General features: G+C 48.3%; 28 protein-coding genes. 6 read left to right on the forward strand and 22 right to left on the reverse strand.

The window, feature by feature from the left end; translation table 11 throughout:
- Position 1 precedes the first annotated feature (1 nt).
- From B5E77_RS09470 to dinB, 11 genes are all read right to left on the reverse strand, one after another.
- Complete coding sequence (locus B5E77_RS09470; RefSeq protein ID WP_087165137.1) at positions 2 to 1,939, reverse strand: DNA polymerase; 1,938 nt, start codon at positions 1,937 to 1,939, stop codon at positions 2 to 4.
- Positions 1,940 to 2,011: 72 nt separating this feature from the next.
- On the reverse strand, positions 2,012 to 2,548 hold the full coding sequence (locus B5E77_RS09475; protein WP_087165138.1) for a DUF2815 family protein: 537 nt from the start codon (positions 2,546 to 2,548) through the stop codon (positions 2,012 to 2,014).
- A 2-nt stretch (positions 2,549 to 2,550) separates the two neighbouring features.
- Positions 2,551 to 3,678 carry a DUF2800 domain-containing protein gene (locus tag B5E77_RS09480; protein ID WP_087165139.1) on the reverse strand — a complete coding sequence of 376 codons (1,128 nt, stop codon included), beginning with the start codon at positions 3,676 to 3,678 and terminating at the stop codon, positions 2,551 to 2,553.
- On the reverse strand, positions 3,678 to 3,974 hold the full coding sequence (locus tag B5E77_RS09485; RefSeq protein ID WP_087165140.1) for a hypothetical protein: 297 nt from the start codon (positions 3,972 to 3,974) through the stop codon (positions 3,678 to 3,680). The genes B5E77_RS09480 and B5E77_RS09485 overlap by 1 nt, the downstream gene beginning before the upstream one ends.
- Positions 3,975 to 3,990: 16 nt before the next feature.
- Entirely contained in the window at positions 3,991 to 4,386 is a 396-nt protein-coding gene (locus B5E77_RS09490) for a DUF7768 domain-containing protein (RefSeq protein ID WP_087165141.1), read from the reverse strand.
- A 47-nt stretch (positions 4,387 to 4,433) separates the two neighbouring features.
- Complete coding sequence (locus B5E77_RS09495; protein WP_330394663.1) at positions 4,434 to 4,757, reverse strand: DeoR family transcriptional regulator; 324 nt, start codon at positions 4,755 to 4,757, stop codon at positions 4,434 to 4,436.
- Between the two features lie 196 nt (positions 4,758 to 4,953).
- Positions 4,954 to 5,175, reverse strand: coding sequence for a hypothetical protein (locus tag B5E77_RS09500; RefSeq protein WP_143468608.1), 222 nt, complete (start codon positions 5,173 to 5,175; stop codon positions 4,954 to 4,956).
- A gap of 38 nt (positions 5,176 to 5,213) precedes the next feature.
- Entirely contained in the window at positions 5,214 to 6,122 is a 909-nt protein-coding gene (locus B5E77_RS09505) for a hypothetical protein (protein WP_087165143.1), read from the reverse strand.
- A 126-nt stretch (positions 6,123 to 6,248) separates the two neighbouring features.
- Positions 6,249 to 7,148, reverse strand: coding sequence for a hypothetical protein (locus B5E77_RS09510; protein ID WP_087165144.1), 900 nt, complete (start codon positions 7,146 to 7,148; stop codon positions 6,249 to 6,251).
- Between the two features lie 89 nt (positions 7,149 to 7,237).
- Entirely contained in the window at positions 7,238 to 8,260 is a 1,023-nt protein-coding gene (locus B5E77_RS09515) for a DUF6076 domain-containing protein (RefSeq protein WP_087165145.1), read from the reverse strand.
- 162 nt (positions 8,261 to 8,422) lie between these two features.
- Positions 8,423 to 9,670: a DNA polymerase IV gene (gene dinB / locus B5E77_RS09520; protein WP_087165146.1), complete on the reverse strand. Its 1,248-nt coding sequence runs from the start codon at positions 9,668 to 9,670 to the stop codon at positions 8,423 to 8,425.
- A 179-nt stretch (positions 9,671 to 9,849) separates the two neighbouring features.
- Between dinB and B5E77_RS09525 the strand changes: the two genes are divergently transcribed.
- The 6 genes from B5E77_RS09525 to B5E77_RS09550 all read left to right on the forward strand — a co-directional run bounded on the left by B5E77_RS09525 (position 9,850) and on the right by B5E77_RS09550 (position 12,956).
- On the forward strand, positions 9,850 to 10,278 hold the full coding sequence (locus B5E77_RS09525) for a helix-turn-helix transcriptional regulator (RefSeq protein ID WP_087165147.1): 429 nt from the start codon (positions 9,850 to 9,852) through the stop codon (positions 10,276 to 10,278).
- Between the two features lie 61 nt (positions 10,279 to 10,339).
- On the forward strand, positions 10,340 to 10,891 hold the full coding sequence (locus B5E77_RS09530) for an ImmA/IrrE family metallo-endopeptidase (RefSeq protein ID WP_087165148.1): 552 nt from the start codon (positions 10,340 to 10,342) through the stop codon (positions 10,889 to 10,891).
- Entirely contained in the window at positions 10,881 to 11,150 is a 270-nt protein-coding gene (locus tag B5E77_RS09535) for a hypothetical protein (RefSeq protein WP_087165149.1), read from the forward strand. Before B5E77_RS09530 ends, B5E77_RS09535 begins: the two co-directional genes overlap by 11 nt.
- A gap of 12 nt (positions 11,151 to 11,162) precedes the next feature.
- Positions 11,163 to 11,486 carry a DUF6508 domain-containing protein gene (locus B5E77_RS09540; RefSeq protein WP_087165150.1) on the forward strand — a complete coding sequence of 108 codons (324 nt, stop codon included), beginning with the start codon at positions 11,163 to 11,165 and terminating at the stop codon, positions 11,484 to 11,486.
- Positions 11,487 to 11,488: 2 nt separating this feature from the next.
- Positions 11,489 to 12,466: a hypothetical protein gene (locus B5E77_RS09545; RefSeq protein WP_087165151.1), complete on the forward strand. Its 978-nt coding sequence runs from the start codon at positions 11,489 to 11,491 to the stop codon at positions 12,464 to 12,466.
- A gap of 4 nt (positions 12,467 to 12,470) precedes the next feature.
- Complete coding sequence (locus B5E77_RS09550) at positions 12,471 to 12,956, forward strand: SLOG family protein (RefSeq protein WP_087165152.1); 486 nt, start codon at positions 12,471 to 12,473, stop codon at positions 12,954 to 12,956.
- Between the two features lie 62 nt (positions 12,957 to 13,018).
- On the opposite strand, the gene B5E77_RS09555 is transcribed toward B5E77_RS09550, so the two are convergent.
- The 11 genes from B5E77_RS09555 to B5E77_RS09610 form a co-directional block, all read right to left on the reverse strand.
- Complete coding sequence (locus tag B5E77_RS09555) at positions 13,019 to 13,987, reverse strand: DNA cytosine methyltransferase (protein WP_087165153.1); 969 nt, start codon at positions 13,985 to 13,987, stop codon at positions 13,019 to 13,021.
- A complete protein-coding gene (locus B5E77_RS09560) occupies positions 13,975 to 15,393 on the reverse strand; it encodes a protein NO VEIN domain-containing protein (protein ID WP_087165154.1) in 1,419 nt (472 codons plus the stop codon). Before B5E77_RS09560 ends, B5E77_RS09555 begins: the two co-directional genes overlap by 13 nt.
- Positions 15,390 to 16,448, reverse strand: a complete 1,059-nt coding sequence (locus B5E77_RS09565) for a DNA cytosine methyltransferase (protein ID WP_087165155.1) — start codon at positions 16,446 to 16,448, stop codon at positions 15,390 to 15,392. The genes B5E77_RS09560 and B5E77_RS09565 overlap by 4 nt, the downstream gene beginning before the upstream one ends.
- Positions 16,441 to 16,629: a helix-turn-helix domain-containing protein gene (locus tag B5E77_RS09570; protein ID WP_442911331.1), complete on the reverse strand. Its 189-nt coding sequence runs from the start codon at positions 16,627 to 16,629 to the stop codon at positions 16,441 to 16,443. Before B5E77_RS09570 ends, B5E77_RS09565 begins: the two co-directional genes overlap by 8 nt.
- A 148-nt stretch (positions 16,630 to 16,777) precedes the next feature.
- Positions 16,778 to 16,987, reverse strand: coding sequence for a SymE family type I addiction module toxin (locus B5E77_RS09575; RefSeq protein WP_087165157.1), 210 nt, complete (start codon positions 16,985 to 16,987; stop codon positions 16,778 to 16,780).
- 817 nt (positions 16,988 to 17,804) lie between these two features.
- Positions 17,805 to 18,419: a ComEC/Rec2 family competence protein gene (locus tag B5E77_RS09585; RefSeq protein ID WP_087165159.1), complete on the reverse strand. Its 615-nt coding sequence runs from the start codon at positions 18,417 to 18,419 to the stop codon at positions 17,805 to 17,807.
- Entirely contained in the window at positions 18,416 to 19,354 is a 939-nt protein-coding gene (locus tag B5E77_RS09590; protein WP_087165160.1) for a GerMN domain-containing protein, read from the reverse strand. The genes B5E77_RS09585 and B5E77_RS09590 overlap by 4 nt, the downstream gene beginning before the upstream one ends.
- A gap of 22 nt (positions 19,355 to 19,376) precedes the next feature.
- Positions 19,377 to 20,717 carry a sensor histidine kinase gene (locus B5E77_RS09595; protein ID WP_242963687.1) on the reverse strand — a complete coding sequence of 447 codons (1,341 nt, stop codon included), beginning with the start codon at positions 20,715 to 20,717 and terminating at the stop codon, positions 19,377 to 19,379.
- 73 nt (positions 20,718 to 20,790) lie between these two features.
- On the reverse strand, positions 20,791 to 21,477 hold the full coding sequence (locus B5E77_RS09600) for a response regulator transcription factor (protein ID WP_087165162.1): 687 nt from the start codon (positions 21,475 to 21,477) through the stop codon (positions 20,791 to 20,793).
- Between the two features lie 46 nt (positions 21,478 to 21,523).
- Positions 21,524 to 22,141 carry a helix-hairpin-helix domain-containing protein gene (locus B5E77_RS09605; RefSeq protein ID WP_087165163.1) on the reverse strand — a complete coding sequence of 206 codons (618 nt, stop codon included), beginning with the start codon at positions 22,139 to 22,141 and terminating at the stop codon, positions 21,524 to 21,526.
- A 143-nt stretch (positions 22,142 to 22,284) separates the two neighbouring features.
- Positions 22,285 to 22,716, reverse strand: a complete 432-nt coding sequence (locus B5E77_RS09610) for a DMT family transporter (protein ID WP_087165164.1) — start codon at positions 22,714 to 22,716, stop codon at positions 22,285 to 22,287.
- Positions 22,717 to 22,845 lie beyond the last annotated feature (129 nt).

Here is a 22,845-nt window from a genome sequence, read left to right on the forward strand (position 1 = left end):
CTTAGTCCTTTTTGTAAAATGGGCATTCATATCCATCAGCCCGAAGCGGAAGTCCAGAAGCCCAGTCTGGAGCCACCGCCATGATTCGGCAGATTTCTTCTACACTGGAAACACCCTCCGGCACTTCCAGAACAGCTTCATCGTGGATGTGCATCACAATATCGAATCCGGCATCCCGGAGCCGGAGCATCGCCATAGCCAGCAGATCCCTTGCCGTGGCCTGGACGATATTCTCCACCAGCTTCGGGCCGTAGGTTTCGATACGCATCCATTTCTTGCTCTCACCAACGCCCTCGTAGGAAAGGCTCTCACGGCCGAAACGGTTCTGGGTCATACGAGGCTTAATGTAGGAAAGGCTTCTGCCGGACGGGAGGGTCACGAACAGGATGCCGGAACGGTAAGAGAAGCAGAGGTTCTTATAGGTCACGCTGGTGCGTTCCTTCACTGCCTTTACTGCTGCCGCATCCACATCCCACCAGAACTTTGTGATATGTGGATTGGAGGCTCTCCACTGATTGACCAGCGGCTGGAGTTCCTCTTCTTGCATTCCCATGTCCAACGCACCCATCGACGTCAATGCACCTACCGAGCCGCCATAGCCCAGAGCCAGTTCGGCAATCTTGCCTTTCTGCCGGAGGTGGCCATTCTCACCGTGCTTCACCACAGGTACGCCAAACATCTGCGATGCCGATGCACAGTAGATGTCGCCGCCTTCTTCAAAGGTGGTCAGTCGCCATTGCTCTCCAGAGAACCATGCCAGCACTCTGGCTTCGATAGCAGCAAAGTCCGCCACGATGAAGCGTGTTCCTGGTCTTGGGACAAAAGCGGTACGGATGAGTTCGGACAGCACCCCTGGGGTGGAATCATATAGCAAATCAATGAGGTCGAATTGCCGATTTTTTACCAGATTACGAGCCAGTTCCAGATCCACGATGTGGTTCTGTGGGAGGTTCTGCACCTGCACCAACCTCCCAGCCCAACGCCCCGTTCTGTTCGCACCATAAAACTGGAGCAGACCGTGGCATCTGCCATCACTGCACACGGAACGCTCTATGGCTTCATACTTCTTTACAGAGGTTTTTGCCATGAGCAGACGAAGCTGGAGGACTTCCAGCACCTCGCCGTCCGCATCGGAAATCATAGATTTGACAGCCTTTTTATCGAGGCTGTCCACCTCCACACCACGATCAGTAAGCCACCCTTTGATTTGAGCCGGGGAGTTGGGGTTATCCAGCCCAGTCAGTTCGTAGGCTCTGGCGGTGACGGCTTCCTTGTACTCGGTATCGCAGAGGACTGCGTTTGCCACCAGTTCACGGTCGACCAGAATGCCACGGTCGTTGATCTCCTGGTCCATCTGGTAGAGCCGCATCTCACTTTCGGAAATCGGGTAGTTCCGCAGCTTGTGGCGGATCTCACGCTCCGCATCCACATCTCGGATACAGTAGGCTTTGAACCTCTCCCACTTTTCCGGCTCGTGAGACGGGAGGTTTCTGGTTCTGCCGCCGTTGGCCTTGGTCGCCTTACACGGCATGGAGAAGAAGCGGACAAGGTCTGCACCTTCCTTCAGCTTCTTTCTCTGGATGTCCAGCACCTCACCAACGCCGTCCAGGGAGAGGGGCAGAGCCAGCATTGCCGACTGCACCGCTGTACACTGCCAAGCTGCCGGAGACAGCTTCTTACCCAGGTGCTTGGAAATACACGTGCGCTCAAATGCGGCATTGAACGCTGTCTTTATCACAGAGGTATCTTCCAACGCATCCAGCACCTTCTGGGGAAGCTGCTCCCCACAGGCAAGGTCGATGATTTCAGTCGGCTCATCATCAAAGGCGTAGGCAAACAGCAATATTTCAAACTGCGGACTGTCGCAGTAGGCATAAACGCCGGACTTGGTCAGATCCACATCAGAATATGTTTCAATATCAATAGCCAACAGGGCCATGCAATCACTCCTTTCGCATAGCGTTATATGTAAGGGCGGATGGCGGTTTCCCGCCACCCACCACAGTGGTACTTAGTTGAGGAAGTCCTCATCTTCCTCAGTCTGGAAGTCGTCCGCAGCGTTGGAGCGACCGCCCAGGCTCTCGCCATCTTTCAGTTTCTGGATGTTGCCCAGACCAGCGGCGATACCACGATTGCCATTGCTGTTATAGCCGTAGAAGGTCACGCTGATCTTACCGTAGCAGCCGGAGTATACCTCGTTCTGGTCAAGAATAGGCTGAACCTTGGCATCCACGACCTGGGGAGCCTGACGGCTGTTGGCGTTGAAGAAGTAGCAGCCAGCATAGGCTTCATCGTCGGGACGGTCGATGTCGCCGTCTCTGAGGGGCAGCTTCAAATTGGCAGGAACCTTACCGCCCCACTTGGAAACGGAGTCCTTCTTGGCCTGCTCGATGGCAGCCTTGATGGCATTGATGGTCTTGGTGTCCTTCTTATCGATGATGGCGGACACGCTGTACTTAGGATCGCCGCCATTCACGGAGTCAGGCTCCCAGCAGTGCAGATAAGAAAAACGGCAAGGTACGATAACTTTGGTAGTATTGTTGTTCATGATTATTCCTCCTGAAAATCCGCCGCAGCGGTTGATGTGTTGATAGCTTCACGCTTGTCTGTGTCCGGCACGAGGGTGATCTTGCCTGCAGGCTTATACACCAGCTTGCCGAGGATACGGGCAAATTCCTTCTTGCCCATGAGGCGTTCCATTTCGGTCACGCCAATGAGGGTCTGCTTGTAGATGTCTGTGTATCCAGCAGCCTTGGCAGCCTCGGCCACCTTATCATCACTGGAATACTTACGGTTGCTTCTGCCTTCCACCAGTTTGTAGCCCTTCCACTGTTTGCCGTGGATGATAGCCTGGTCTTGGGCGTAGGCGTACACATCGGATGCCCACTTGGCGAGTTCATCCGAAATCTTGATGATTTCTGCCACCTCGTCATCCGAGAGCAGAGCGGGCTGACGGAACTCCATCTTTGCCAGACGAAGGAACTCCTCGGCTCTGGCTCGGCACTGGTTACGGGCCTTGCAGAAACGACACCAGCTTCCAGCCTGGAACTCTCCTGCCCCAGCAAGTGCCATAGCGGAGCGGGGCTTCAGAATCTCCTCGCCCCAGGTCTTGAGGGCTTCCGGGGTAATATCCCAGGTGGAGAAGTTATTGATACGAGGCTGGAAAATGGTCAGTCGCACCGTTTCAATGTCGTAGAGCATCTCTACCATTTCCAGTACGCCCAGACCGTAGGCCATGAGTTGCGGATTCTCTTCGGCAGAAACTTCCACGCCGCGCCCCAGCTTCAGATCGATCACATGAGCCACCTTGTCGGTGACGATGACCATATCTGCCGTGCCAAAGCAGTCTGGGGAGTATTCGGAAATATCCACACGCTGCTCCACGGAGAACAGGGGCGAGTTACACTCTCGCTTGGCTTCCTCGATCTTCTCGATGACGAAAGCCACATAATCTTCCACAGCTTCCATAAGGTCATCGGAGTAGTAGTCGGATACCGGGCGTTTGGTACGCTGTTTCAGGTGCTTTTTGATAAGGTGTTCTGCCAGAGCGTGTCCGGCAGACCCTTCTGCGGCGTACTGACTCTCCTCATCCTGGAACTGCTCCCCAAGCACCAAAGAGGGCGGACAGTTCAAAGTACGGTGCAAAGCCGAAGGAGAGTTCCTTGCGTGGGCGCCCATTAGAGCGCCTCCGCATCAGCCAGGAGGGCTGCATAGTCAGATTTCTTGACCCCAGACAGCTTGCCGGAATCATATTTGAAGAGGAGTTCTTTGACTTCCTTACGCTTGCCGGCCTCGGACTTTGCTGCGAGAACCGCACGAACCTCTTCGATAGTGACCTCCGCTGTCTCTGCAGGAGCCTCTGCCACAGGGGCAGGTTCGCTCACAGCCGGAGCAGAGGTGTTGCCAGCCAAGGCACGATAGCCAGCAGCCAGCTTTTCAAATCCATCTGCGATGGTTAAATAAACTTCATTCATGTGCTTCATCCTTTCCTTATACAAACTTCAGACCGTGGATTGCCTTGCGGTATTCCTCGCTGACACGGTCATCGATCATCATGGTTGCGGGACTGATGCGGTTGCCGTCATCGTCATACAGACGAGCCGGGATGCCCAGTTCCTTTGCCTGCTCCAACTCAAAGACCATGCCGTTGCTGATGCGACCGCCGAAGATCCAGATTTCATCGCAGACCTTCATCTGCTCCACACCGAGGGTGATGCCCAGGATGCGCTGTTCAGGGTCGTTGTCGTTCAGAAACTGCGGAAACATCAGATGAGGTGCCATCGGGCAATAACCGATGATTGCCGCCATACGGGCGTGTTTCCTTGCTGCCTTGAGGTTTCTCTCCACATCGCCACGATACGGAGAACAGATAAATACTCGTTTCATAAAAATTCACCTTTGCCTTTCATGTCATTCGGGGGTGTGTCCCGTGGTTAATAAGCAGCAAACTGGTTGATGATGCTGTTCATGACTTCCAGGTCATGCCCCTCCAAGCTGGGTGCCAGCTTCTTAAGCAACGCCGCCTGCTCCGGCGAAAGGGTCTTTCTGCCACGGTGGTACCAGTCCGCAACATAGATGCCTCCGCCGTGTCGGCCACGGACAGTCTCAATCGGATATGAGCAAGCGAGGACTTCGATATCAGTGCGGATGGTCTTTTCGGACACACCGAACTCTTCAGCCAGGTTTTTGACCTGGTCGTGTCTACGGACACAAAGCCTGTCCAGAATGGCATCACGCCGTTCAATCGCTGTCATCATCGCTTGCTCACCTCCTTTCGTTTGCTGTGGCTTAATGGTAAAAGTTAAAGCGGAAGCCTAATTACCGCTTTAAAAAAAGTTTTGCGAAAAAGTTTTGGAGACAAAAAAAGAGCCGGGGTACGGCAAATGAGCAGCTTTTACTGCTTCATTTGCTGTACCCCGGCTCGGCGGTAGTCTCCTATGGACTCCTATTGGCTCAGTCGATACTGCTTGCTTTCATCTTAAATTTGTGGGATGCCCCTCTGGCTGGTTCGGCTGGATAAGCCGTCATCTTATCAAAATCGAAGATGGCGAACTTACCGCATCTGGGGCATTTATATGAAGCCCTTCCGTGGGAACTCTCAAAGGCCATAGCTTTTTCCTTGGGACAACACGGATACGGGATTTGTCCTTTTAACTTCTCGGCGGTATTCATCAATGGCATCAGCCTCCTCTCTGGTCTGAACACAGATCGCTTTATTCAGGATCTTCTTCGTAAAAATCTTCGGTTTCTTCGTACACATCATCTTCAACAGGCGCAGGGACACGGAATACGCTGATATTGGTCATCGGGTTATAGTCTCCTGGTACCCAAATCTCGTCCAGAACACGATAGCTAACTGGATCAATCAGAATCAGTGACATCTCTGTATGAACCTTGGCTATGCTTACTGCATTCCAAAACTCACCCAGAATGTCCTTGTCCACGAATGCGAAGGAAATCTTGTATCCCTTCAGTGCTTCCGGCTTCCAAGCATCCAGCAATAGCACATCGCTACAAGACTGAAAGAAGCGACGGGCGAAAAATTTGGCATCATAACGGCACTCTTCTTCATCAACGAGACGAGAAATCGTTATAAAGCTCCAGTTTCTTGTGGTGCCGAGTGTAGTGTTCTCTTTAAGTTGGAGGATGAAATCCCCCAAGCGAGAAGGATAAATCGCTGGTAGATCCTTCGTTCTCAAAATAGGTCTATCCACTACGGTGATACCGCACCCTGCGGCAGCAACACCAGCAATGAGAGCATTCTTCATTTGATGCTCTCTGTTCAGCTGGGCATTTCTTCTGGCAGCCATAGACTCATGGTCTTTGACGCGCTGTGCATAATCTGCCGGATAGAAACCGTTAGCACGAGCAAGGGAGTCCAGAAGATAGGTATCCTCTTCATCGGCTCTGCACTCGTAAATCTTGATGATGACATCCAGTGCCAGCGGTTTCTTTATATTATGGTTGACCAGACGAGACAGTGTGGATGCTCCAATGCCAGTTACCTCGGCAAATTGAGCCATCGTTCTGTCTGGACCCTTCGCCTTGGACACCAAGTTGGCTAAGAGCGAATAGTCTGGGGTTCTTATCTGTTTATAGCTTCTTATTTCTTCTACCGTCATAACGGCACCTCCATTCATCTTCTTGCAAGTCGATTTCAATTATCTGCAATTATAATATCACAAACACGCAAGCCCGTCAATATGTAAATTGCTGTTTCAAAGAATATTCTTGCAAGTTTTTGCAATTTATCTTCCGCGCATCTGGAAGAACTCGGCAAGCCCAGTAGTTCCGACCTTCTTCTCGATGTCCTTACATACTTCTGGATTCTGTTCCAAGAAGTCATGTACACGCTGATACCAGATTACATATTCCGATGCGATGGAATCACGATCAATCGCATCATCTGCTTTTTCTGCTTCAAACGCTTCCTTTGCCATTGCCAGGGTTTCAATATGCTCTCTCGCTCTTGCCTTGGCATGGGCATCGAAGAGATCAAGCATCTGGGCGAGAACGGCAAAATAATCGTCCTGCGTTCCAACTTCGTCCAGAATCTGCTCAACGGTTTTCCCCTTGATGTCGATAGGACTACGCTCTCCGCGCAGACCAAAGGAACGGGTGCCATCTTCATAGGTTGCGATAATATCGCCGTAGCCAATCGTAGCATCCAACGGCAGTGAACTGTTACGGAAATTCTCCAAACTGCGTTTGATTGCCAGCGTGTTTCTGGCTGTACTGTGGTTGATAGCTGCCGATACAGTTCTCAACCACTCATCCATCGTAACCTCATCGGTTTCTCCCAGAATGTAAGGCTTCATAATAACAGGCTTAAGCTGCATATACAGAAGTGTTGCCGTAAGGGAGTCACTGGTGTCTACGTTTCCGTTGAACCAGTCCACAATCATACTGTCCTCGCTGTCGTTCACAGCCTCAATCAGCAGATCTCTGATGATGGGCGCATCATTCGCTGGAACGAAATTGGCACCTTTTTCTTTGAATGCGGTAGGGTCACAGAGAACAAGGTTCTTCTGCAAAAAAGAATATTTCTTACGGAGCAGGCGTTTCTTGGCTTCCTCATAGTTGCCCCAGCTGTAATGCTGGATGATTTCATCATAGATAGCCTGTAGGCTGATTCTGTTATTTTCCATATGGCATTTTGCCTCCTTTCATCTTATGGGGATATTATATCGCCATAAGGTTCAGATTGACAGGAACGTAAAATTGGCATTTCCGTTCCTCAGTTATCATTGAGAACGTTTTCAAAGGACTGGAGCCATTCCAGCAGATCATCAACTGAATCCTTCTGCTTCTTTTTTTCTTTCATTCCATCAGTAAGTTCTCGGAAACGCTCCTGTAAAGCCTCATCGTCTGGGTGGCGTTTTATTGCCATCTTTAACCGCATATACAGTCTACGGTATTCCTGGGTCAGAGTATCGTTCTTCATCTTTTTGGCACGGGTCGCATTTGCACCTACTTCCCGGCACTCCTTGGTGGCATCCTGGGGTGATGGGTATCCGCAGTACACAGAATCGGATCTTCCAACTGGCACAAAGTAGTTACCACAGTTCTTGCACTTCACGAATTTAGTCTCCGCATCCATCGCATGGGCTGCTTCAAACATCATGAGCGACATAGAGGACTTTATCGTGTAGATGGAATGGAAGGCATTTTCATAAAACATAATGTGAAAATCAATATGCTGAAAATCCATATTGGAAGCATACAGCCCCCAGAACGCCATTACCTGGTCTTCTTCGTATTCTCCACCAGAAGCCAGCATATTGAAAGAATGCTTGAACGCCACATAGCTGTCTGCGTACACCGCATAAGCGCTCAGCATAGCTTGACCGATGGTGCTGATACCAAATTCCTCATAGCCGGACTCTTCCAAAATGAAAGTCTTAATCTTATTTTCATCTTTGTCCTCATTCAGAGGTTCAATCAGACCTTTTAGTTCCTCCTCATCGGCGCGGTTGAAATCCGCCATAAAGCTGGAAAAATCCGTGAGAATCATTACAGCCGTAATAATTCCAAACTTCTCCAAACAGGCTTCATAAAGGCTCCACAGTGCAGCACCACCATTCTCCTTCAAATCTTCATCGTGGAAGTAGGGGTTTTCCAAAATAAGTGGTTTAATCTCTGAAGGATACAGCCTCGCGTATTCACAAACCATCCCACCAATAGGATATTCCTTAAAGTTATCTCCCTCTACGACAATATTCTTCTTTCCATCAAAATCCACATTCAAACCAATGTCCATGTTATGTTCCTCCTGTTATCAATCGCTATTTGCTGCCACAAACCAGGCAACTGTAAACAATCGTTATTTACCTTTAACTGTTGATAACATTATATCAAATCTTACCCCGTAGTCAATAATTATGGCAAATATCGCTTGCTAACATTTCTGGGATATTGATTGCTAACGTCCCACCACACCAGGCATCTGTACCAGATGGCGATTATCAATTGGCATTTTCAAATCACCCAGCAGGCAAGCTTGGAACACAGCCCTCTTGCCAAACCGCCGCCGGATTTCTTCTATACAGTCATCCAGCTTCTCAGCTTTCTCCACACGGCGCATATCCGTGAAAAGGTCAATCTGCTCCGGCACACCCTGGGGTACAAGGTTGATGGCTCTTACCGTCACGGCTCGGACAGGGGTTGACCACCGATAATTCGTCTGGAAAACGGCATGAGCCTTTTTTGCAATCATCATCGGGCTTTGGGTTGAAAGGCTCAACGGTGCCTGGAACTGCCGATAGCCCAGGTCGTTGCTGCGGATGCTGATCTGAACGCCAGTAGCTTTCAGCTTATGTAGGCGAAGGCGGTGTCCAATGTCCTGAGACAGTTCCAGCATTACTTTCCATACTTCCTCATTGTCCAGAAGGTCGGCTACGCAGGTAATTCCATGCCCCACGGATTTGATTGGAGAGACAAAATCTTTGTGCATGACTGGCGTATCATCCTTGCCAGCAGCGTACTTCCAAAGCTGGAGTCCATTCACGCCCAGAAGCCTTTTCAGAAAAGCAGGATCTGTAGCAGCGATGTCACCGATGGTGTGGATGCCATAATTTCTGAACCTTGCCTCGGTTGCTCTACCCACAAACAGCAGGTCAGAGGCGGGCAGAGGCCACACTTTCTCTTGAAAGGTTTCCTTGGAGATTTCGGTCACGGCGTCCGGCTTTTTCATATCACTGCCCAGCTTGGCGAAAATCTTATTATAGGAAACGCCGATGGACACCGTCAGCCCCAGTTCCTCTTTAATCTCTTGCCGGATGCTCTCGGCAATTTTCATGCCGTCACCGCACACACCACGGCTCCCTGTGACATCGAGCCAACACTCATCCATGCCATAGGGTTCCACCTGGTCTGTGTATCTCTGGTAGATGTTACGAGCCAGTTCGGAATACTTGAGGTACTGGTCATACTGGGGTTTTACCATAATCAGTCCCGGACAAAGCTGGCGTGCTTCCCAGTTCACCATGCCAGTCTTGACTCCGGCCTTTTTCGCCAGTTCCGATTTAGCCAGTACAATGCCGTGACGATTCTCTGTGCTACCACAGACTGCTACTGGCTTACCTCTAAGGCTGGGGTCGAGCATCATCTCTACAGATGCATAAAAACAGTTCATGTCGCTGTGTAGTATCGTTTTTTCACCCAACTTCATCACCTTCCTCTTAAAACTTCATCCAAGCCTATTGACAAAGTGAAGTTTTGCGAATATAATTTTCTCATAACTTCACCGAACTTCATCCATATAATAGCACCTGGGTGAAGTTCAGTCAACAACTCCGGTGAAGTTGATGAAGTTTCGAATTGTAAATTTTTTTGAAAGGAAGGGCTACCATGACATTTTCCGATAAAATCAAAGTCTCACGAGAACTCTGCAATTTAACCCAGCAGCAACTCGCCGATAAGGTTGGTGTATCCAAGCGTACTATCGCATCCTATGAATCTTCCGGGGCAATCGCTCGGTCTTCCACTATGAGAAAGCTGGCGGTAGCGCTTAATGTTTCTTATGACTATCTGGCAAACGATGAAGTGACCGACCCGAAACAGGGCATTGAAAAGATTGAACATATCGAAGCTGTCCGAGGTCAGTTCGGCGACAAGGCAGCCAGCGAGGTCGATGAATTGCTGGAGCGCAACGCCGCCCTCTTTGCGGGTGGCGAACTGAGTGAGGAAGCCAAGGATGCATTCTTCACTGCTGTTACCAAGGCATATCTGGAATGTAAAGAGGAAGCCAGAAAGACCTTCGGGCGCAAAAAGAAATAAGTCCAGTTTTTAGGACACATCGTTTTTTACAATTGAAGTGATACAGAAAAGAGGGATCTGAATGACCGTGGATTATATATGCCGTGAAGTAGAACGGCTCAAGCGTAAATTCCATGAGACAGACCCATTCAAGCTGTGTGATGCGATGGGTATCATACTTCTGTATGCGCCGATGGGTACATACCCAGGAGCCTGCAAAGGTTTCTTCCTGGCACAGAGCCGCAAACGCTCAATCACCGTAAACAGTGATCTCCCGGAGGCGATACAAAGAATTATCGTCACACACGAACTGGGTCACGCTGTTCTCCACGCCAAAGCCGTGGGCGTGAATGCTTTCCACGACTTTGAGTTATTTGACAGCGCCTCCTTCATGGAATATGAAGCTAATATATTTGCAGCCGAATTTCTTATGGACGATGACGATGTCCTGGAAAAGCTGAATGAGGACATCTCCTTCTTCGGAGCGGCGTCCTTACTCCGTGTCCCACCGGAACTGCTGGACTTCAAGTTCCGTTTGATGAAGCGGAACGGATACAAATTGATAGATCCGCCTTTGATGGCGAATGCCAACTTCCTAAAGAATGTGGAAACGGAGGTCACCGATGAATATTAAGGTTTATGTGGATGTGACCGCCAAGTTCAACAGCGATGGGTTTTTGATTCCCATCAACCTCACTTGGGAAGATGGTCAAGTTTTTGAAATCGACCGTGTCACTGACATCCGACAGGCTGCCGCCATGAAAGCCGGAGGGCAAGGTGACCGCTACACAATATGGGTCAGAGGAAAGCAAAGCTATCTGTTCTTTGAACGGAGCTGCTCTCTCACTGGCAACAATCTCGGCCGGTGGTTCGTAGAACGCCGGATTGCATAAGGAGGGATTGGAATGGATAATCAAATGAAACTGCAGGTTCTTCTGGAACTCCAGCAGCAAAAACATATTCATGTTGACTGCTACTATGAGGCACTGGAGCGGATTGGCGACATGAAATACCATTACTACGACTACATGATTACGGAGCCGATTCACTGCGACAAGGAACTGGAGCGACTCCCAGAGGCTGATTATGACCTCTGCTGTGCATTGCTGACCATGTTGCTCCGTGAGGATCACTTCAGCAACGGCTCCTTTGATGTACGCTATCAAGCCGGACAAGTGCAACCCATCCTACAGCGGATGATTGACCTACTTTCCGCAGGAAGGAGGTAACTGTGGCAACTTTAGAATCCTATGGTCGGGAAATACATAGCATTTTCCAGCTGCTGGGCGATAAAGAAAACGACATCACTTTGAGTATGTCCTGGGCTTTAGCCAAATGCCCGGAATTCCTCAAAGCAGTCGTAATCGCCGTATCTGGCTTTACTCCTGCTGTAGAGGATACGACAATTATGAACCAGCGGTATGATGCTGCCACTGGTATAACCGATATCGAAGTGACTGACCACAAAAACTTCCATATCATTTTTGAAGCGAAGCGTGGGTGGTTATTGCCTGGTGCAGACCAGCTTACGAGATACTCCATTCGTGATGATTTCACAAAGACCGCTTATACCCACAAGCACATTGTGTCTCTGTCCGAGTGTACCCAGGCATACGCCAAGAGCCATCTCCCATTCCAGAATGTGAACGGCATCCCGGTTTCTCACCTCTCCTACCAAGAGGTGTACCAAATGGCGCAGGCATCGCACGCAGCATCAAATCACGAGCAGAAACATCTCCTCCGGGAGTTCTGTGAATATCTGAGAGGACTAATGACTATGCAAAAACTTGATTCAAATATGGTCTATGTCGTTGCTCTTGGTACGCAGTGTCCTGACCGCTGTAGTATCAGCTGGATCGACATCGTAAAGAACCACAATAAATACTTCTGCCCAGTCGGAGGCAACGGCTGGCCGAAAGAGCCACCTAACTACATAGCTTTCCGCTACTACGGGCAGCTTCAGTCTATCCACCATATCGAAGGATACACAGTGACCCGTAATATGCACGATGAAATTCCAGAAATGCCGGATGAGGTCTGGGATGGTGACTGCTATGTTTATAAGCTGGGGCCTGCAATCATTCCGGGGAAAACAGTCAAGACTGGTAAGATTTTCAGAAATGGTCGTGTGTGGGCTATGCTTGATACGCTCCTAACTTGCGACACTATTAGCGAGGCAAGGGATATGACCCAAGCCCGATTGGGGTGATGAAATGGCAAACGAAGCTGAACTCCGATTGCACCGTTGCTGTTTTACTGGGCATCGTCCAGAGAAGCTAAATCGGTCGGAGGTTGAGATAAAAAAAGACCTGGAAGGGGCAATCCTCCAGGCGATAGATGATGGGTTTGTGACCTTCATAACTGGTATGGCTCGTGGTGTAGATATCTGGGCTGGGGAAATCATCCTCCAACTTCGGAAGAATAATCCCAACCTCCATCTAATAGCCGCCTCTCCTTATGATGGATTTGAGAGCCGCTGGTCTGCGGATTGGCAGAGGCGCTATAAAGACATACTCGACCAGGCAGACCTTGTCCGTTTCGTCTGTAATGGCTACAGCAAGTCTTGCTTCCAGATCCGCAATGAATGGATGGTGAACAGATCAGCCAGAGTAATTGCAGTCTACAACGGCGAACCGGGCGGCACCCGGAACACAATCGAATATGCAGAAAGAAATAAGGTGGAGTGCTTCAAAATCTGAGGCGCTCCACCTTTATCATAGTTCTAAATCGGAGATGTTCGCTTTTCTTTTTGCCCTATAAGTCACTTGTTGCTAAGGAGTTCTCCTACTTTCCGTGCGACATACCAGAACATTACTGGAGGAATTGCATTACCAAGAGCACGATACTGTGCGCCTTCACTTCCAACCAACTCAAAATCTTCTGGAAAAGACTGAATCCGAGCGACTTCTCTTGGAGTAAAGCGCCGATATCTGCCTCCGGAAAATAGCACTGGATCGGTGCTATTTAGCGATACCTTGGCAAGATGCGCTCCAACGGTGTTACAAGGCTTTGTCACATCTTGGGCGCGTCCCTTATTCATCGCTTCTCTATTTTTCATCATACCAGCAACTGCTTTCTCACTGAAAAAGTATTTTTCTGGCACCTCTGTCTCGATAACCGACTGCAATGCCTCGTACTGTTCTTCGTCATCAATTATAGGTGCCGGAAAAGAAAAGTCTATTTTTAAATCCTTTCTGAATCCAACAATAATGACTCTCTCTCTTTTCTGAGGCACGCCATAGGCGGCAGCGTTAAGGACGGTATACTTTACATCATACCCACTATTTTCAAACTCTTGCAGAATGAGCGGAAACGCAGCTTTTTTGTTTGCAGTTAAAATTCCCTTTACATTCTCGGCAATAAAGCATTTCGGTTTTCTCTCACGAAGGATACGGCACATCTCAAAAAACAACATACCTCTGTCGTCTTTGATACCTAAACGAGGCGGATTCTGTGCAACAATAGAAAAAGACTGACACGGAAAACCACCTGTCAAAATATCAAACTCAGGCAATTCTTCAGAGGCAACCGTACGAATATCTCTGTTATCGGGTTTGATACCGAAATTTTTTTCAAATATGGCACAAGCATTATCGTCAATGTCATTGGCATAAACAATCTCCATGCCATTGGCATCATAATGCTTGCCGAGGAAATCAAACGCTCCCTTTAATCCGACGTCCGTTCCACCACATCCGCAAAACAGAGATGCTACTCTTAATGTCTCCATACTAACAAATCCTCAAATCTTCCTACCGCTTTCGGGTCAAATGTAATGTCAGCTCCGTCATTCGGTATCATATTGATTTTGTCCTGTTTATAAAGGCCGACTGGATCTTGCAGCAAGAAAAGCTTGGTCGCACCCTTGCTTATCATTAAGCGATATACATAATACGCATCCCTGGTGGTGCTGGCCGTGTTCCATTCGTTTCTGGTAAGATGTACGGAGTTGAAATGTAGAGGTTTAGAAGAAATAGTTGTCTTGACCTCAATATATCTTTTTCTCTCGTCTAATTCAACGGAACTAATGTCATAACCAACTGCAAACTGTGTCGGAATCCTTTTAATTAGATGTATAAGATCTTCACGACCACCAATTTTAACTCTCATGCACTCATGACCGTGAACAAGGTTTTCTCCCATATCGCCGATATCTTTGGTGGTAAATTCTTCTTCAGCTTCAATCCTGTCAGTGATTTCTTTACCCGTATTTTTCAGAGCCTCGTATTCTTGCTGATCGGTTGCGATATATGCAAGAATGTCAGTCTTGAAGTCTGTTGTATCCATATCGCGATTGACAAAAGAGAACCAGTCAAAATACACACTATTGATTGCATCCAAGGAACCGCTACGGCTGGCAATCATACGGTCATAACCAGGGAACCATTCTTTTGATTCAATAAACTTGACAATTGTCTCGGTTTCTAAATCATTAAGGTAATATGTTCTGCTATCCCATGTTTTCAAAAGGTTAGCGATTTCCATATAGTCAACGATATCCCCTGCATAACGTATCACGTCGCCAGTCATATCATATGTGAGTTTATTCTTTCTGTTGGCCTTAATGCGCTCCCATACAAGGGAAACATCCTCACCATCCCTGGTAACTCTCAAATCATTAAACACGCAATGGCAAATCTCGCCTTTGGTCAGCCCTATGTTTGCACCCTCCACTTTCTTAATATGGGTAAGCAAACGCAGTATGTATTGGGCGGGCTTGAAGTGAATGCCGTGTTCGATTTGCTCTAAAATTGCATGAGATTTAATATGGGCTCCTGGATATTGAAACGAATACAGATAGGTTTTGAAAAAAGCGACAAGGTCACCATCTTCTGCGAGTTCCTTTGCTCGTCTACCTGCCTCTGCAATGTCATTGTCGTTGTGCTGAACAAACCCAAACAAGGAAGAAATCTCAGTTCGCCAGTTATTTATAGTCTTTAACTCTTTATGAGCATTGCCAGGATAACCATAAATTGCTTGATTCAACCGTTGGGCAAAATCAGCCTCTGGCATAGGCTCAAGTTTCGCAATGCTCTCGGCCACATAAATTAAAACATTTTCTACATCGTTTTTGAAACGAGGTCTTGCATGGTGTATTCTAAAATAAAAATGTTCTGGTATCTTATATTCCATCATTCGTCCTCGCTTTCTAAAAGTTCTTTCATCTGATCAGCAATTCTCTGTGCCATGATAGGGGGAACAGCGTTACCAACCTGTCTAAACTGCTGCGTTTTGTTACCCAAGAAAATAAAATCATCTGGGAAAGACTGAAGTCTTGCACACTCACGAACAGTGGGAACCCGATTATATTTGTAATGGAAATGGTGACGATGCCCTGTATCAATAGTGGGTGCAGGCTTCTGACTGTTGAAACGAGTCCATGCAACATGGAAGTTTCTTGATTCTCTAAACTCTGCTGGCAAATCTTTATAATTTCCACCATCAGGAACAAGGGAAATTATATGCTGTACCTTTTCACTGTGCGAAGCTGCCACATGATTGCGAACTTCAGCAGACCTTTCTCTCATAAGTTTTTGATAAGCATTCTGTGGGACGGTCTCATACCCTTGGACATCTTCACCCAGAACATCCACAAGTGGCGGCAAATCGCTTAATGCCATTTCACACGTCACCTGCTCTGTCTGAATAGTCGGATATTCAAAGTAGTTCGCACCCTTAACGCCAACAAACACAACTCTTTTTCTGTTCTGAGGAACACCGTAGTCAGCAGCACAAAGGATTTTGTATTTTACCTCATAACCCATATCTGCAAATGTCTTTATGATGTTGTCCTTAACCTCGCCATTGAAAAGCCCAACAAGGCCTGGAACATTTTCGATAACAAATGCCTTGGGTTGGATTTCCTCAACCAGTCGGATGTAGCTGAGATACAGTTTGTTCCGAGGGTCATTGAAATTACGAGGCCCCGACAAGGAGAAACCTTGACAAGGAGGGCCACCAATAATCACATCAATTTTCTTATCGCCGAGCAGAGGAGCAATATGATCTTTGTAGGTGATAGACGTTATATCACCGCAGATTGATTTCGCACCATTGTGGTTGCGCTCAAAAGTCTCCAATGCTTTAGCATCATTATCTATACCAAGGAGGACATTAAAACCAGCCTTTTCAAAACCGTAGGACAAGCCACCGGCTCCACAGAAAAGGTCGATAACATTCCACTTACTCATTTTCTTTGCTCTCCTTCTTACTCCTGCCATCAGCAGGTTTTTCTGAATCTTCGGGAATAGCCCAATTCTCTCCGAGTTTGAATACTCCCTCAATTCTACCTTCGGAACAAAGAACCTGAACTCTTCTTTGCGATATATTCCATTTTGCTGCCGCTTGGCTCGCAGTCATATATTTCATCATGTGCCTCCTTTTATTCCACGGGGCGAATAATACAAACACATTCTATCATACAATCTCCATTTTTTCAATATACGGCGAGAAATTTTCCTGCTTTGCAACAGAGTACAATGAGTTATAGCACTGTAAATCAAATGACCATATCTTGATTTTATTTACTATTTTCCATCAAAGCCCAACTTCTGTCCACAGCGTTGATGGTGAGTTTCCCGTCTTCGCATTCGACCATAAGGTCTGTTCCAATCTCAAAGCCAGCTGCTTCCAGCCATTTGCCCTTAAGGACGATGGTGGGAACATCCTGGTAGTTGTATCCATTGCTCTGGCCGTATACTTTCAGTCGTCTATTATTCTTGTTTTTCATGGCATTCTCCTTTTGCTAAATAGTAGTTACGCCAAATAATATGGCGTTTCGTCAAAAGGTTAGGAGTTTTGCCAAATGGTGCTACATCTGCGTGAACCGTTTGCTACATATCGAAACTTCATATTCACCCCATACTACATATAGTTGGTCTACAATCCAGCCAAAACACACCATCGGGTATGTGTTCCCAACCTCAAAAGCCGAAAAAGCCCCGAAATACGGCATTTTTCAGCGGAATATGTGTGTTCAATTGGCGGTGCAAAGCGTTTCACAAACAAATAAGACACCCTGCTATGACAAAGAAATCACCCCCAATATGCGAATAGATAATAACTATATATCATTCAAAAAATAGTTTATTGAAATATATTTTTTCAATTTTCGAACGTGTGTAAGAATAAAAATTCCACAAATTTGCCTTTACCGGAAAGTCCTTTCTATACACAAACTTTGTTTTATATTTTATTTTTTGTACAGTGCACCACCTGTGTATATCTGTCATTCTAAAACTTTCACCTGTATCTATACGTTTCGATAAATATGAAAACTTCACCATATCTAATTCTGATTGCAAATACAAATAAAACCATACATTATAATAATGAATTGCTACTATCCCCATCTTTGTATTTCCTCCATTTCGCTAAATAATTTTTTCGCTATAATGTTTCTCTATTTTGCCAAAGTATTTAATAAATCCCTCGCCCCCTCGAAGCCTCCAAAAGGACAATCACAAAAAATGAAGCTGAAAATTGCTGAAAATAAATGTAAATATAGGGAATGAAATCCGCCAGAAGCGGCGTATTTACGAGCTTTTTCAAAGCCACATATATGCCAAGAATAAAGTTTGAACACCTGAAATGGCCAGCAGGTGGGACATGCCGCTCTTCTGATAGATTTCCTTTGTCTCATCCGCCAGCTCCGTCTTGTCGCCCAGCAGCATAGCCCCTATCACGCCTCTGTATTTTTCCGCGAAAAGCGCCTGGCACCGGATGCTTAAGTTCTCCCGCAGCCGGTAAAAAAGCTGCGGCACCAAACGCACTCCGGCATCAAGCAGAACGGCTTCTTCTGCATAGCAGATCAGGATAATATCTTTCGTCTGATAATACAGGCGCGCGTCAAACTGCCCCGGATTAGTCGGGGACTCCGGCTCCTGCAGTTCAAAATTTTCATCAATTCGTATGGTATTGCCGATAGAAAATGGTGTCTCGGCATCGAAATATACCAGAATGATTCCGGTATCAGATAAATTTGTGTGTTTCAGGCTGACGGCCTTTCCGCCCGGATCGATCCCGCAGATCTCTCCGGTCAGATTTTCAGGGCTCCCCCGTTCCTTCGGCCAGGAGGATGCTTTCATCCAAAGCCTGGCCGGAAGAACCAGAAGGAGCAAAGTCAGAAAAAGAGCCGCCAGACATAAGGGTCTTTTTCTCATTCTTCTATAATATCCAGATTTCGTTCAAAAATTGTATCAAACCGAATGCTTTCCCGGTAAACCAGATTGGTCTCTCCATTGATCAGGATCTGCACCTTGCTGACTCCCGGAATCGACGTCAGAGAATTCACGATAGAATAGATAGGCACAGCCTCCGTTACATCATAGCCCTGGCTCAGGAATCCGTTATCCAGATTCACATAGCAGATGCCATCCTTGGTGGAGATACTGATGAGCTTTGTCTCTGCCGGAATCGTAGGGTAAACGTCCTCTGTAAGCGGCCCCTTGATCAGCTGCTCCACCACTACCCTCTCTACTGGAATATTGCTGCTGTAGCTGATATTTACACTTTCCGGAACCAGCTTGTCCCCGCTCTCATTCGCAAAATAGAGCGTCGCCGTAGTCACCGCATAATCATCCGCCGTACTGCCGGGGTTCTCCACAAAGCTGTCCTCATTCATAGGCCCGATCGGCGTATCCTTGGAGTCTACCAGGGGATTGTCCCCTACCAGAAAGGACACATACTCCACTCCCGGAATCTGGCACAGGGTACAGACGACCGCCATCCGGGTCAGTATCTCTCTTGTTCCCGTCATTGTCTGATATCCGATGCCAAAATGCAGTGAAAGCTGCCCGTTTTCCAGTTCGCGGCTGCTGACGGCTATATCCTGGGTAAGCACGGCCTTCAGGCCTGTATCCTCAGGAGTCTGCGCAAGCTGTCCCAAAAATTCGTCTATCAGCTCCTCTGCCGAGGTCCCGTCCGGCTCATATGCGGCTTTCTCCACCGCTGTCTCATTCTGGTTCAGATAATAAATCACATAACCGCTTTCACTCTGCTCCTCAGCCTGTTCTGCACTCCGGCAGCCTGCCAGGGACGCCATAAGAAGCGCCAGCACCAGAGCAAAGACAGTCCTGTATCGTCCTTTTTGTCTCATGAAATGCCTCCCAGCCGTTTCTTTACGCGATATAGTTCAGAGGTATCCGCACAGAAAACGTAGTCCCCTCTCCTACCTGACTGGATACCTTGATTGCGCCCTTGTGCACGAGGACGGCGCTCTTCGCAATGGCAAGGCCAAGTCCCGTACCGTCTATTTCATTAGAGTGTGATTTGTCCACCCGGTAAAACCTCTCAAAAATATAATCCAGAGATTCCTCCGGTATTCCCATGCCGGAATCCATGATCTTCACGTAAAAGAATTTATGATCCGCATCCAGCGATACATGGACCCAGCCATTCTCCTTATTGTACTTGATGGCGTTTTCTACCAGATTTGTAAAGGCCAGCGTAAGCCGTCCCACATCTACCTCCGCAGTCACCGGACGGAAGCTTTCCAGAACCATCTCGATGTTCTTTTTCGATGCAATGGGGCGCAGCCTTTTCAGGATCAGCTCCAGCAGATCGTTGATATCCGCAGACTCAATATTCAGGGTAGCCGCCTTTTTATCCATTTTTACAAGAGAAAGCAGATCTGTGATAATCTTATTTTCTCTCTCGATCTCCTCAGCGATATCCCCCATAAACTCCTTGTACAGCTCCACAGGAGCCTCCTCCTGCATCAGAAGCGAGTCTGCCAGCACCTTCATGGAGGTCAGCGGAGTCTTCAGCTCATGGGATACGTTGGATACGAACTCCTGCCGGGACTCGTCAAGCACCCGCATCTGCGTGACGATCTTATTAAATTCCTCTGAAATTTCTTCGGTCTCCGTATAGCTTTTCACCGCCAGATCTTCCGTGGAATGGCCGCTGGAAATCTCATGAAGCCCTGCGCGTATCCGTTCTACCGGCCGCACCAGCAGATGGGAAAGCAGAATCGCCAGCGCCGTCACCAGAATCCCGTATACCAGGAAAAACACCGCCGCATTTCCGCTCAATGCCTCAGCATTTACCCTGATACTGTCCGTAGACGCGCTGGCCAGAAGAACGCCCTGTACCGTCTCTGCATCACTTTCCTTGATCGGAATTGCGATCTCTATAAAGCCATCCGGCGTAAGCTGATTCGCCGTCTGCCCCTGAAAGCAGCGAATCACCTCCTCTGAGGGCACATATTTGTCCTCAATCAGGTCGTAGGTATCCCGGATCGCCTGAAAATCCTGATCGATTATGATAATCCGCCCGTCGTACATACCGGCAAGCTGCGAAAGCTCGCCGTTAATCAGCTCTGACGACGGATCATCCAGATAATGGTAGCTTAAAAGCTGATTTGCCAGAATTCTGCACTGGTTCTGAAGCTCCGTGCTCCTGGAAGACACTGCTCTGCTCTGGTAGCTCCCCAGAAGGCTGGCGGCCATCAAAGCCATCGGAACCCATCCGATGGCCAAAAGCACCAGAAGCATCCGGAATTTTAGACTTTTCAGATATGTAAAGATAATTCTATGCCTGGAAATAGTACCCAACTCCCCACTTTGTATGAACGTATTTCGGCTCGCTCGGATTCGTCTCGATCTTTTCTCTCAGCCGGCGGATATGCACATCCACCGTCCGCACATCCCCGGGATACTCATATCCCCAGACCGTGTTCAGAAGATTCTCCCGGCTGTAGACCTTGCCCGGATTCAGGGCCATCAGCTCCAGCAGATCAAATTCCTTGGCCGTCAGGTTGATCTCCCGCCCGCTGATAAACAGACGCCGGCTGTCCAGATCCATTTTCAGATCTGCAGCCTCGACCACCTTGCTCTTCTGTTCCTTTTCCGGCCGTCCGGTCCGGCGCATGATTGCCTTGATCCTCGCCTTGATCTCCAGAATATTAAAGGGCTTTGTAATATAATCGTCAGCCCCGTACTCCAGGCCGAGAATTTTGTCCATATCCTCACCCTTGGCTGTCAGCATAATAATCGGCATATTGGAAAACTCACGGATCTGCTGGCATACCTCAAAGCCGTCCAGCTTCGGAAGCATCACATCCAGAAGCACGATATCGTACTCCTTTGCCCTCGCATATTCCAGAGCCTCCTCTCCGTCATAGGCGCAGTCCACTTCCATTCCTTCCTGCTCCAGGCTGAAACGCAGCCCCTTTACAATCAGCTTCTCATCGTCTACTACCAATACTTTCTTTCCCATGCTTCCCGCCTCTGTCCTTAAGATACTGTTTTAAATACGATAGTTGTCACACTGTAATCTGATCCTTGATTTTTTCGAAAACGCCTTCCTTGATTCCCGGAATCTCCATCAGATCCTCCGGCTTTTCAAAGCCTCCATGCTCCTCCCGGTAGCTTAAGATCGCTTCTGCCTTTGACTGCCCGATGCCTGCAAGCGTCATCAGCTCCTCCGCCGACGCCGTATTCAGATTCACAAGGCCGGACTGCGCTTTCCTGTTTTCCTCCTCAAGCTCTTCTGCCTGCTCCCTGGAAGGCACTTCAATCTTCTGCCCGTCGCTTACAGGCTCCGCCAGGTTCAGCCAGGTATCCGATGCCGCCTCCGTCGTTCCGCCTGCAGCCTCGACCGCATCCACGATCCGATCGCCTTCCCGCAGCTCATAGACGCCCGGCGCTCTCACTTCTCCGCACACGTATACACAGATCGGCTGCGGCTCCCCGGAAGCCTCTCCACCTGCCACATCTTTTTCCGGCGTCTCAGGGCCAGAAGCTCCGCTGTCTCCGAGCAAAGCGTCCCCTGCCTTCTCTTCGCTGTCATACAGCACCGCCGTATCCTGACAACCGAAAGAAAGCCCGCACATCATAAGCAGACCCAATAAAAGAAAAGCTTTTTTCCACCTGTATCTCATTTTTCCCCATCCTTTCACCCAGATGAGGCCCCTCCGATACAGAACAACTTTATTGTAACGGAGTTTCAGACGGATTACAAGCGGTTTTTATATTTTCCAGGAAGCCTTAAGATACTTCGCCAGGTTCCCAGGCGCTGGAGCCATCACTCCCACTTAAACAACACAACGCCGCCGATGGCAATCGCCATGCCAATCATCTTTCTCCAGGAAAAATCCGCCTTTTCCACTCCAAAAATTCCGAACAGTTCGATAAGATAGGCCACCATCAGCTGAGAAATCACAATCAGCATCGCCGATTTTGCCGGTCCCAGACTCTCCATGCTCTTGATTACCGTAAAGGTGATAAAGGCTCCGATCACGCCTCCCAGAAGCATATATTTCGGACTTACCTGAAATACGTTCAGGAGATTTCCTCTCTCCCTGGTTCCCCACACTGCCAGGCAGGTGGCCAGAGCCGACAGCTGTACCCAGCTGGCCGAAGCCCAGACGCTGCTGGCCTTTGTGACCTCTGTGTTAAAAACACCCTGAATACTCATCAGGCCGCCCGAAATCAGGGCAATAAAAATTCCAATCATGGTTCCGACTACCTCCAGTTCTCCAATTGCTGAAAGTAGTTTTTCCCATAACTGGAACTTTCATTCACAAAACAGACCGCCGCCGCGCTCTGCTGACATTCTTTCGACGTCTCTTCTGCGAAAAGCCAT

It is taken from the genome of Lachnoclostridium sp. An131, assembly GCF_002160825.1.
Lineage (GTDB): Bacteria > Bacillota > Clostridia > Lachnospirales > Lachnospiraceae > Laedolimicola.

Excerpts from the sequence above, each read along its gene's own strand:
- B5E77_RS09470 (WP_087165137.1), bottom strand. The coding sequence starts at position 1,939 with ATGGCCCTGTTGGCTATTGATATTGAAACATATTCTGATGTGGATCTG.
- B5E77_RS09475 (WP_087165138.1), bottom strand. The coding sequence starts at position 2,548 with ATGAACAACAATACTACCAAAGTTATCGTACCTTGCCGTTTTTCTTAT.
- B5E77_RS09480 (WP_087165139.1), bottom strand. The coding sequence starts at position 3,678 with ATGGGCGCCCACGCAAGGAACTCTCCTTCGGCTTTGCACCGTACTTTG.
- B5E77_RS09485 (WP_087165140.1), bottom strand. The coding sequence starts at position 3,974 with ATGAATGAAGTTTATTTAACCATCGCAGATGGATTTGAAAAGCTGGCT.
- B5E77_RS09490 (WP_087165141.1), bottom strand. The coding sequence starts at position 4,386 with ATGAAACGAGTATTTATCTGTTCTCCGTATCGTGGCGATGTGGAGAGA.
- B5E77_RS09495 (WP_330394663.1), bottom strand. The coding sequence starts at position 4,757 with ATGATGACAGCGATTGAACGGCGTGATGCCATTCTGGACAGGCTTTGT.
- B5E77_RS09505 (WP_087165143.1), bottom strand. The coding sequence starts at position 6,122 with ATGACGGTAGAAGAAATAAGAAGCTATAAACAGATAAGAACCCCAGAC.
- B5E77_RS09510 (WP_087165144.1), bottom strand. The coding sequence starts at position 7,148 with ATGGAAAATAACAGAATCAGCCTACAGGCTATCTATGATGAAATCATC.
- B5E77_RS09515 (WP_087165145.1), bottom strand. The coding sequence starts at position 8,260 with ATGGACATTGGTTTGAATGTGGATTTTGATGGAAAGAAGAATATTGTC.
- dinB (WP_087165146.1), bottom strand. The coding sequence starts at position 9,670 with ATGAAGTTGGGTGAAAAAACGATACTACACAGCGACATGAACTGTTTT.
- B5E77_RS09525 (WP_087165147.1), top strand. The coding sequence starts at position 9,850 with ATGACATTTTCCGATAAAATCAAAGTCTCACGAGAACTCTGCAATTTA.
- B5E77_RS09530 (WP_087165148.1), top strand. The coding sequence starts at position 10,340 with ATGACCGTGGATTATATATGCCGTGAAGTAGAACGGCTCAAGCGTAAA.
- B5E77_RS09535 (WP_087165149.1), top strand. The coding sequence starts at position 10,881 with ATGAATATTAAGGTTTATGTGGATGTGACCGCCAAGTTCAACAGCGAT.
- B5E77_RS09540 (WP_087165150.1), top strand. The coding sequence starts at position 11,163 with ATGGATAATCAAATGAAACTGCAGGTTCTTCTGGAACTCCAGCAGCAA.
- B5E77_RS09550 (WP_087165152.1), top strand. The coding sequence starts at position 12,471 with ATGGCAAACGAAGCTGAACTCCGATTGCACCGTTGCTGTTTTACTGGG.
- B5E77_RS09555 (WP_087165153.1), bottom strand. The coding sequence starts at position 13,987 with ATGGAGACATTAAGAGTAGCATCTCTGTTTTGCGGATGTGGTGGAACG.
- B5E77_RS09560 (WP_087165154.1), bottom strand. The coding sequence starts at position 15,393 with ATGATGGAATATAAGATACCAGAACATTTTTATTTTAGAATACACCAT.
- B5E77_RS09565 (WP_087165155.1), bottom strand. The coding sequence starts at position 16,448 with ATGAGTAAGTGGAATGTTATCGACCTTTTCTGTGGAGCCGGTGGCTTG.
- B5E77_RS09570 (WP_442911331.1), bottom strand. The coding sequence starts at position 16,629 with ATGATGAAATATATGACTGCGAGCCAAGCGGCAGCAAAATGGAATATA.
- B5E77_RS09575 (WP_087165157.1), bottom strand. The coding sequence starts at position 16,987 with ATGAAAAACAAGAATAATAGACGACTGAAAGTATACGGCCAGAGCAAT.
- B5E77_RS09585 (WP_087165159.1), bottom strand. The coding sequence starts at position 18,419 with ATGAGAAAAAGACCCTTATGTCTGGCGGCTCTTTTTCTGACTTTGCTC.
- B5E77_RS09590 (WP_087165160.1), bottom strand. The coding sequence starts at position 19,354 with ATGAGACAAAAAGGACGATACAGGACTGTCTTTGCTCTGGTGCTGGCG.
- B5E77_RS09595 (WP_242963687.1), bottom strand. The coding sequence starts at position 20,717 with ATGGCTTTGATGGCCGCCAGCCTTCTGGGGAGCTACCAGAGCAGAGCA.
- B5E77_RS09600 (WP_087165162.1), bottom strand. The coding sequence starts at position 21,477 with ATGGGAAAGAAAGTATTGGTAGTAGACGATGAGAAGCTGATTGTAAAG.
- B5E77_RS09605 (WP_087165163.1), bottom strand. The coding sequence starts at position 22,141 with ATGAGATACAGGTGGAAAAAAGCTTTTCTTTTATTGGGTCTGCTTATG.
- B5E77_RS09610 (WP_087165164.1), bottom strand. The coding sequence starts at position 22,716 with ATGATTGGAATTTTTATTGCCCTGATTTCGGGCGGCCTGATGAGTATT.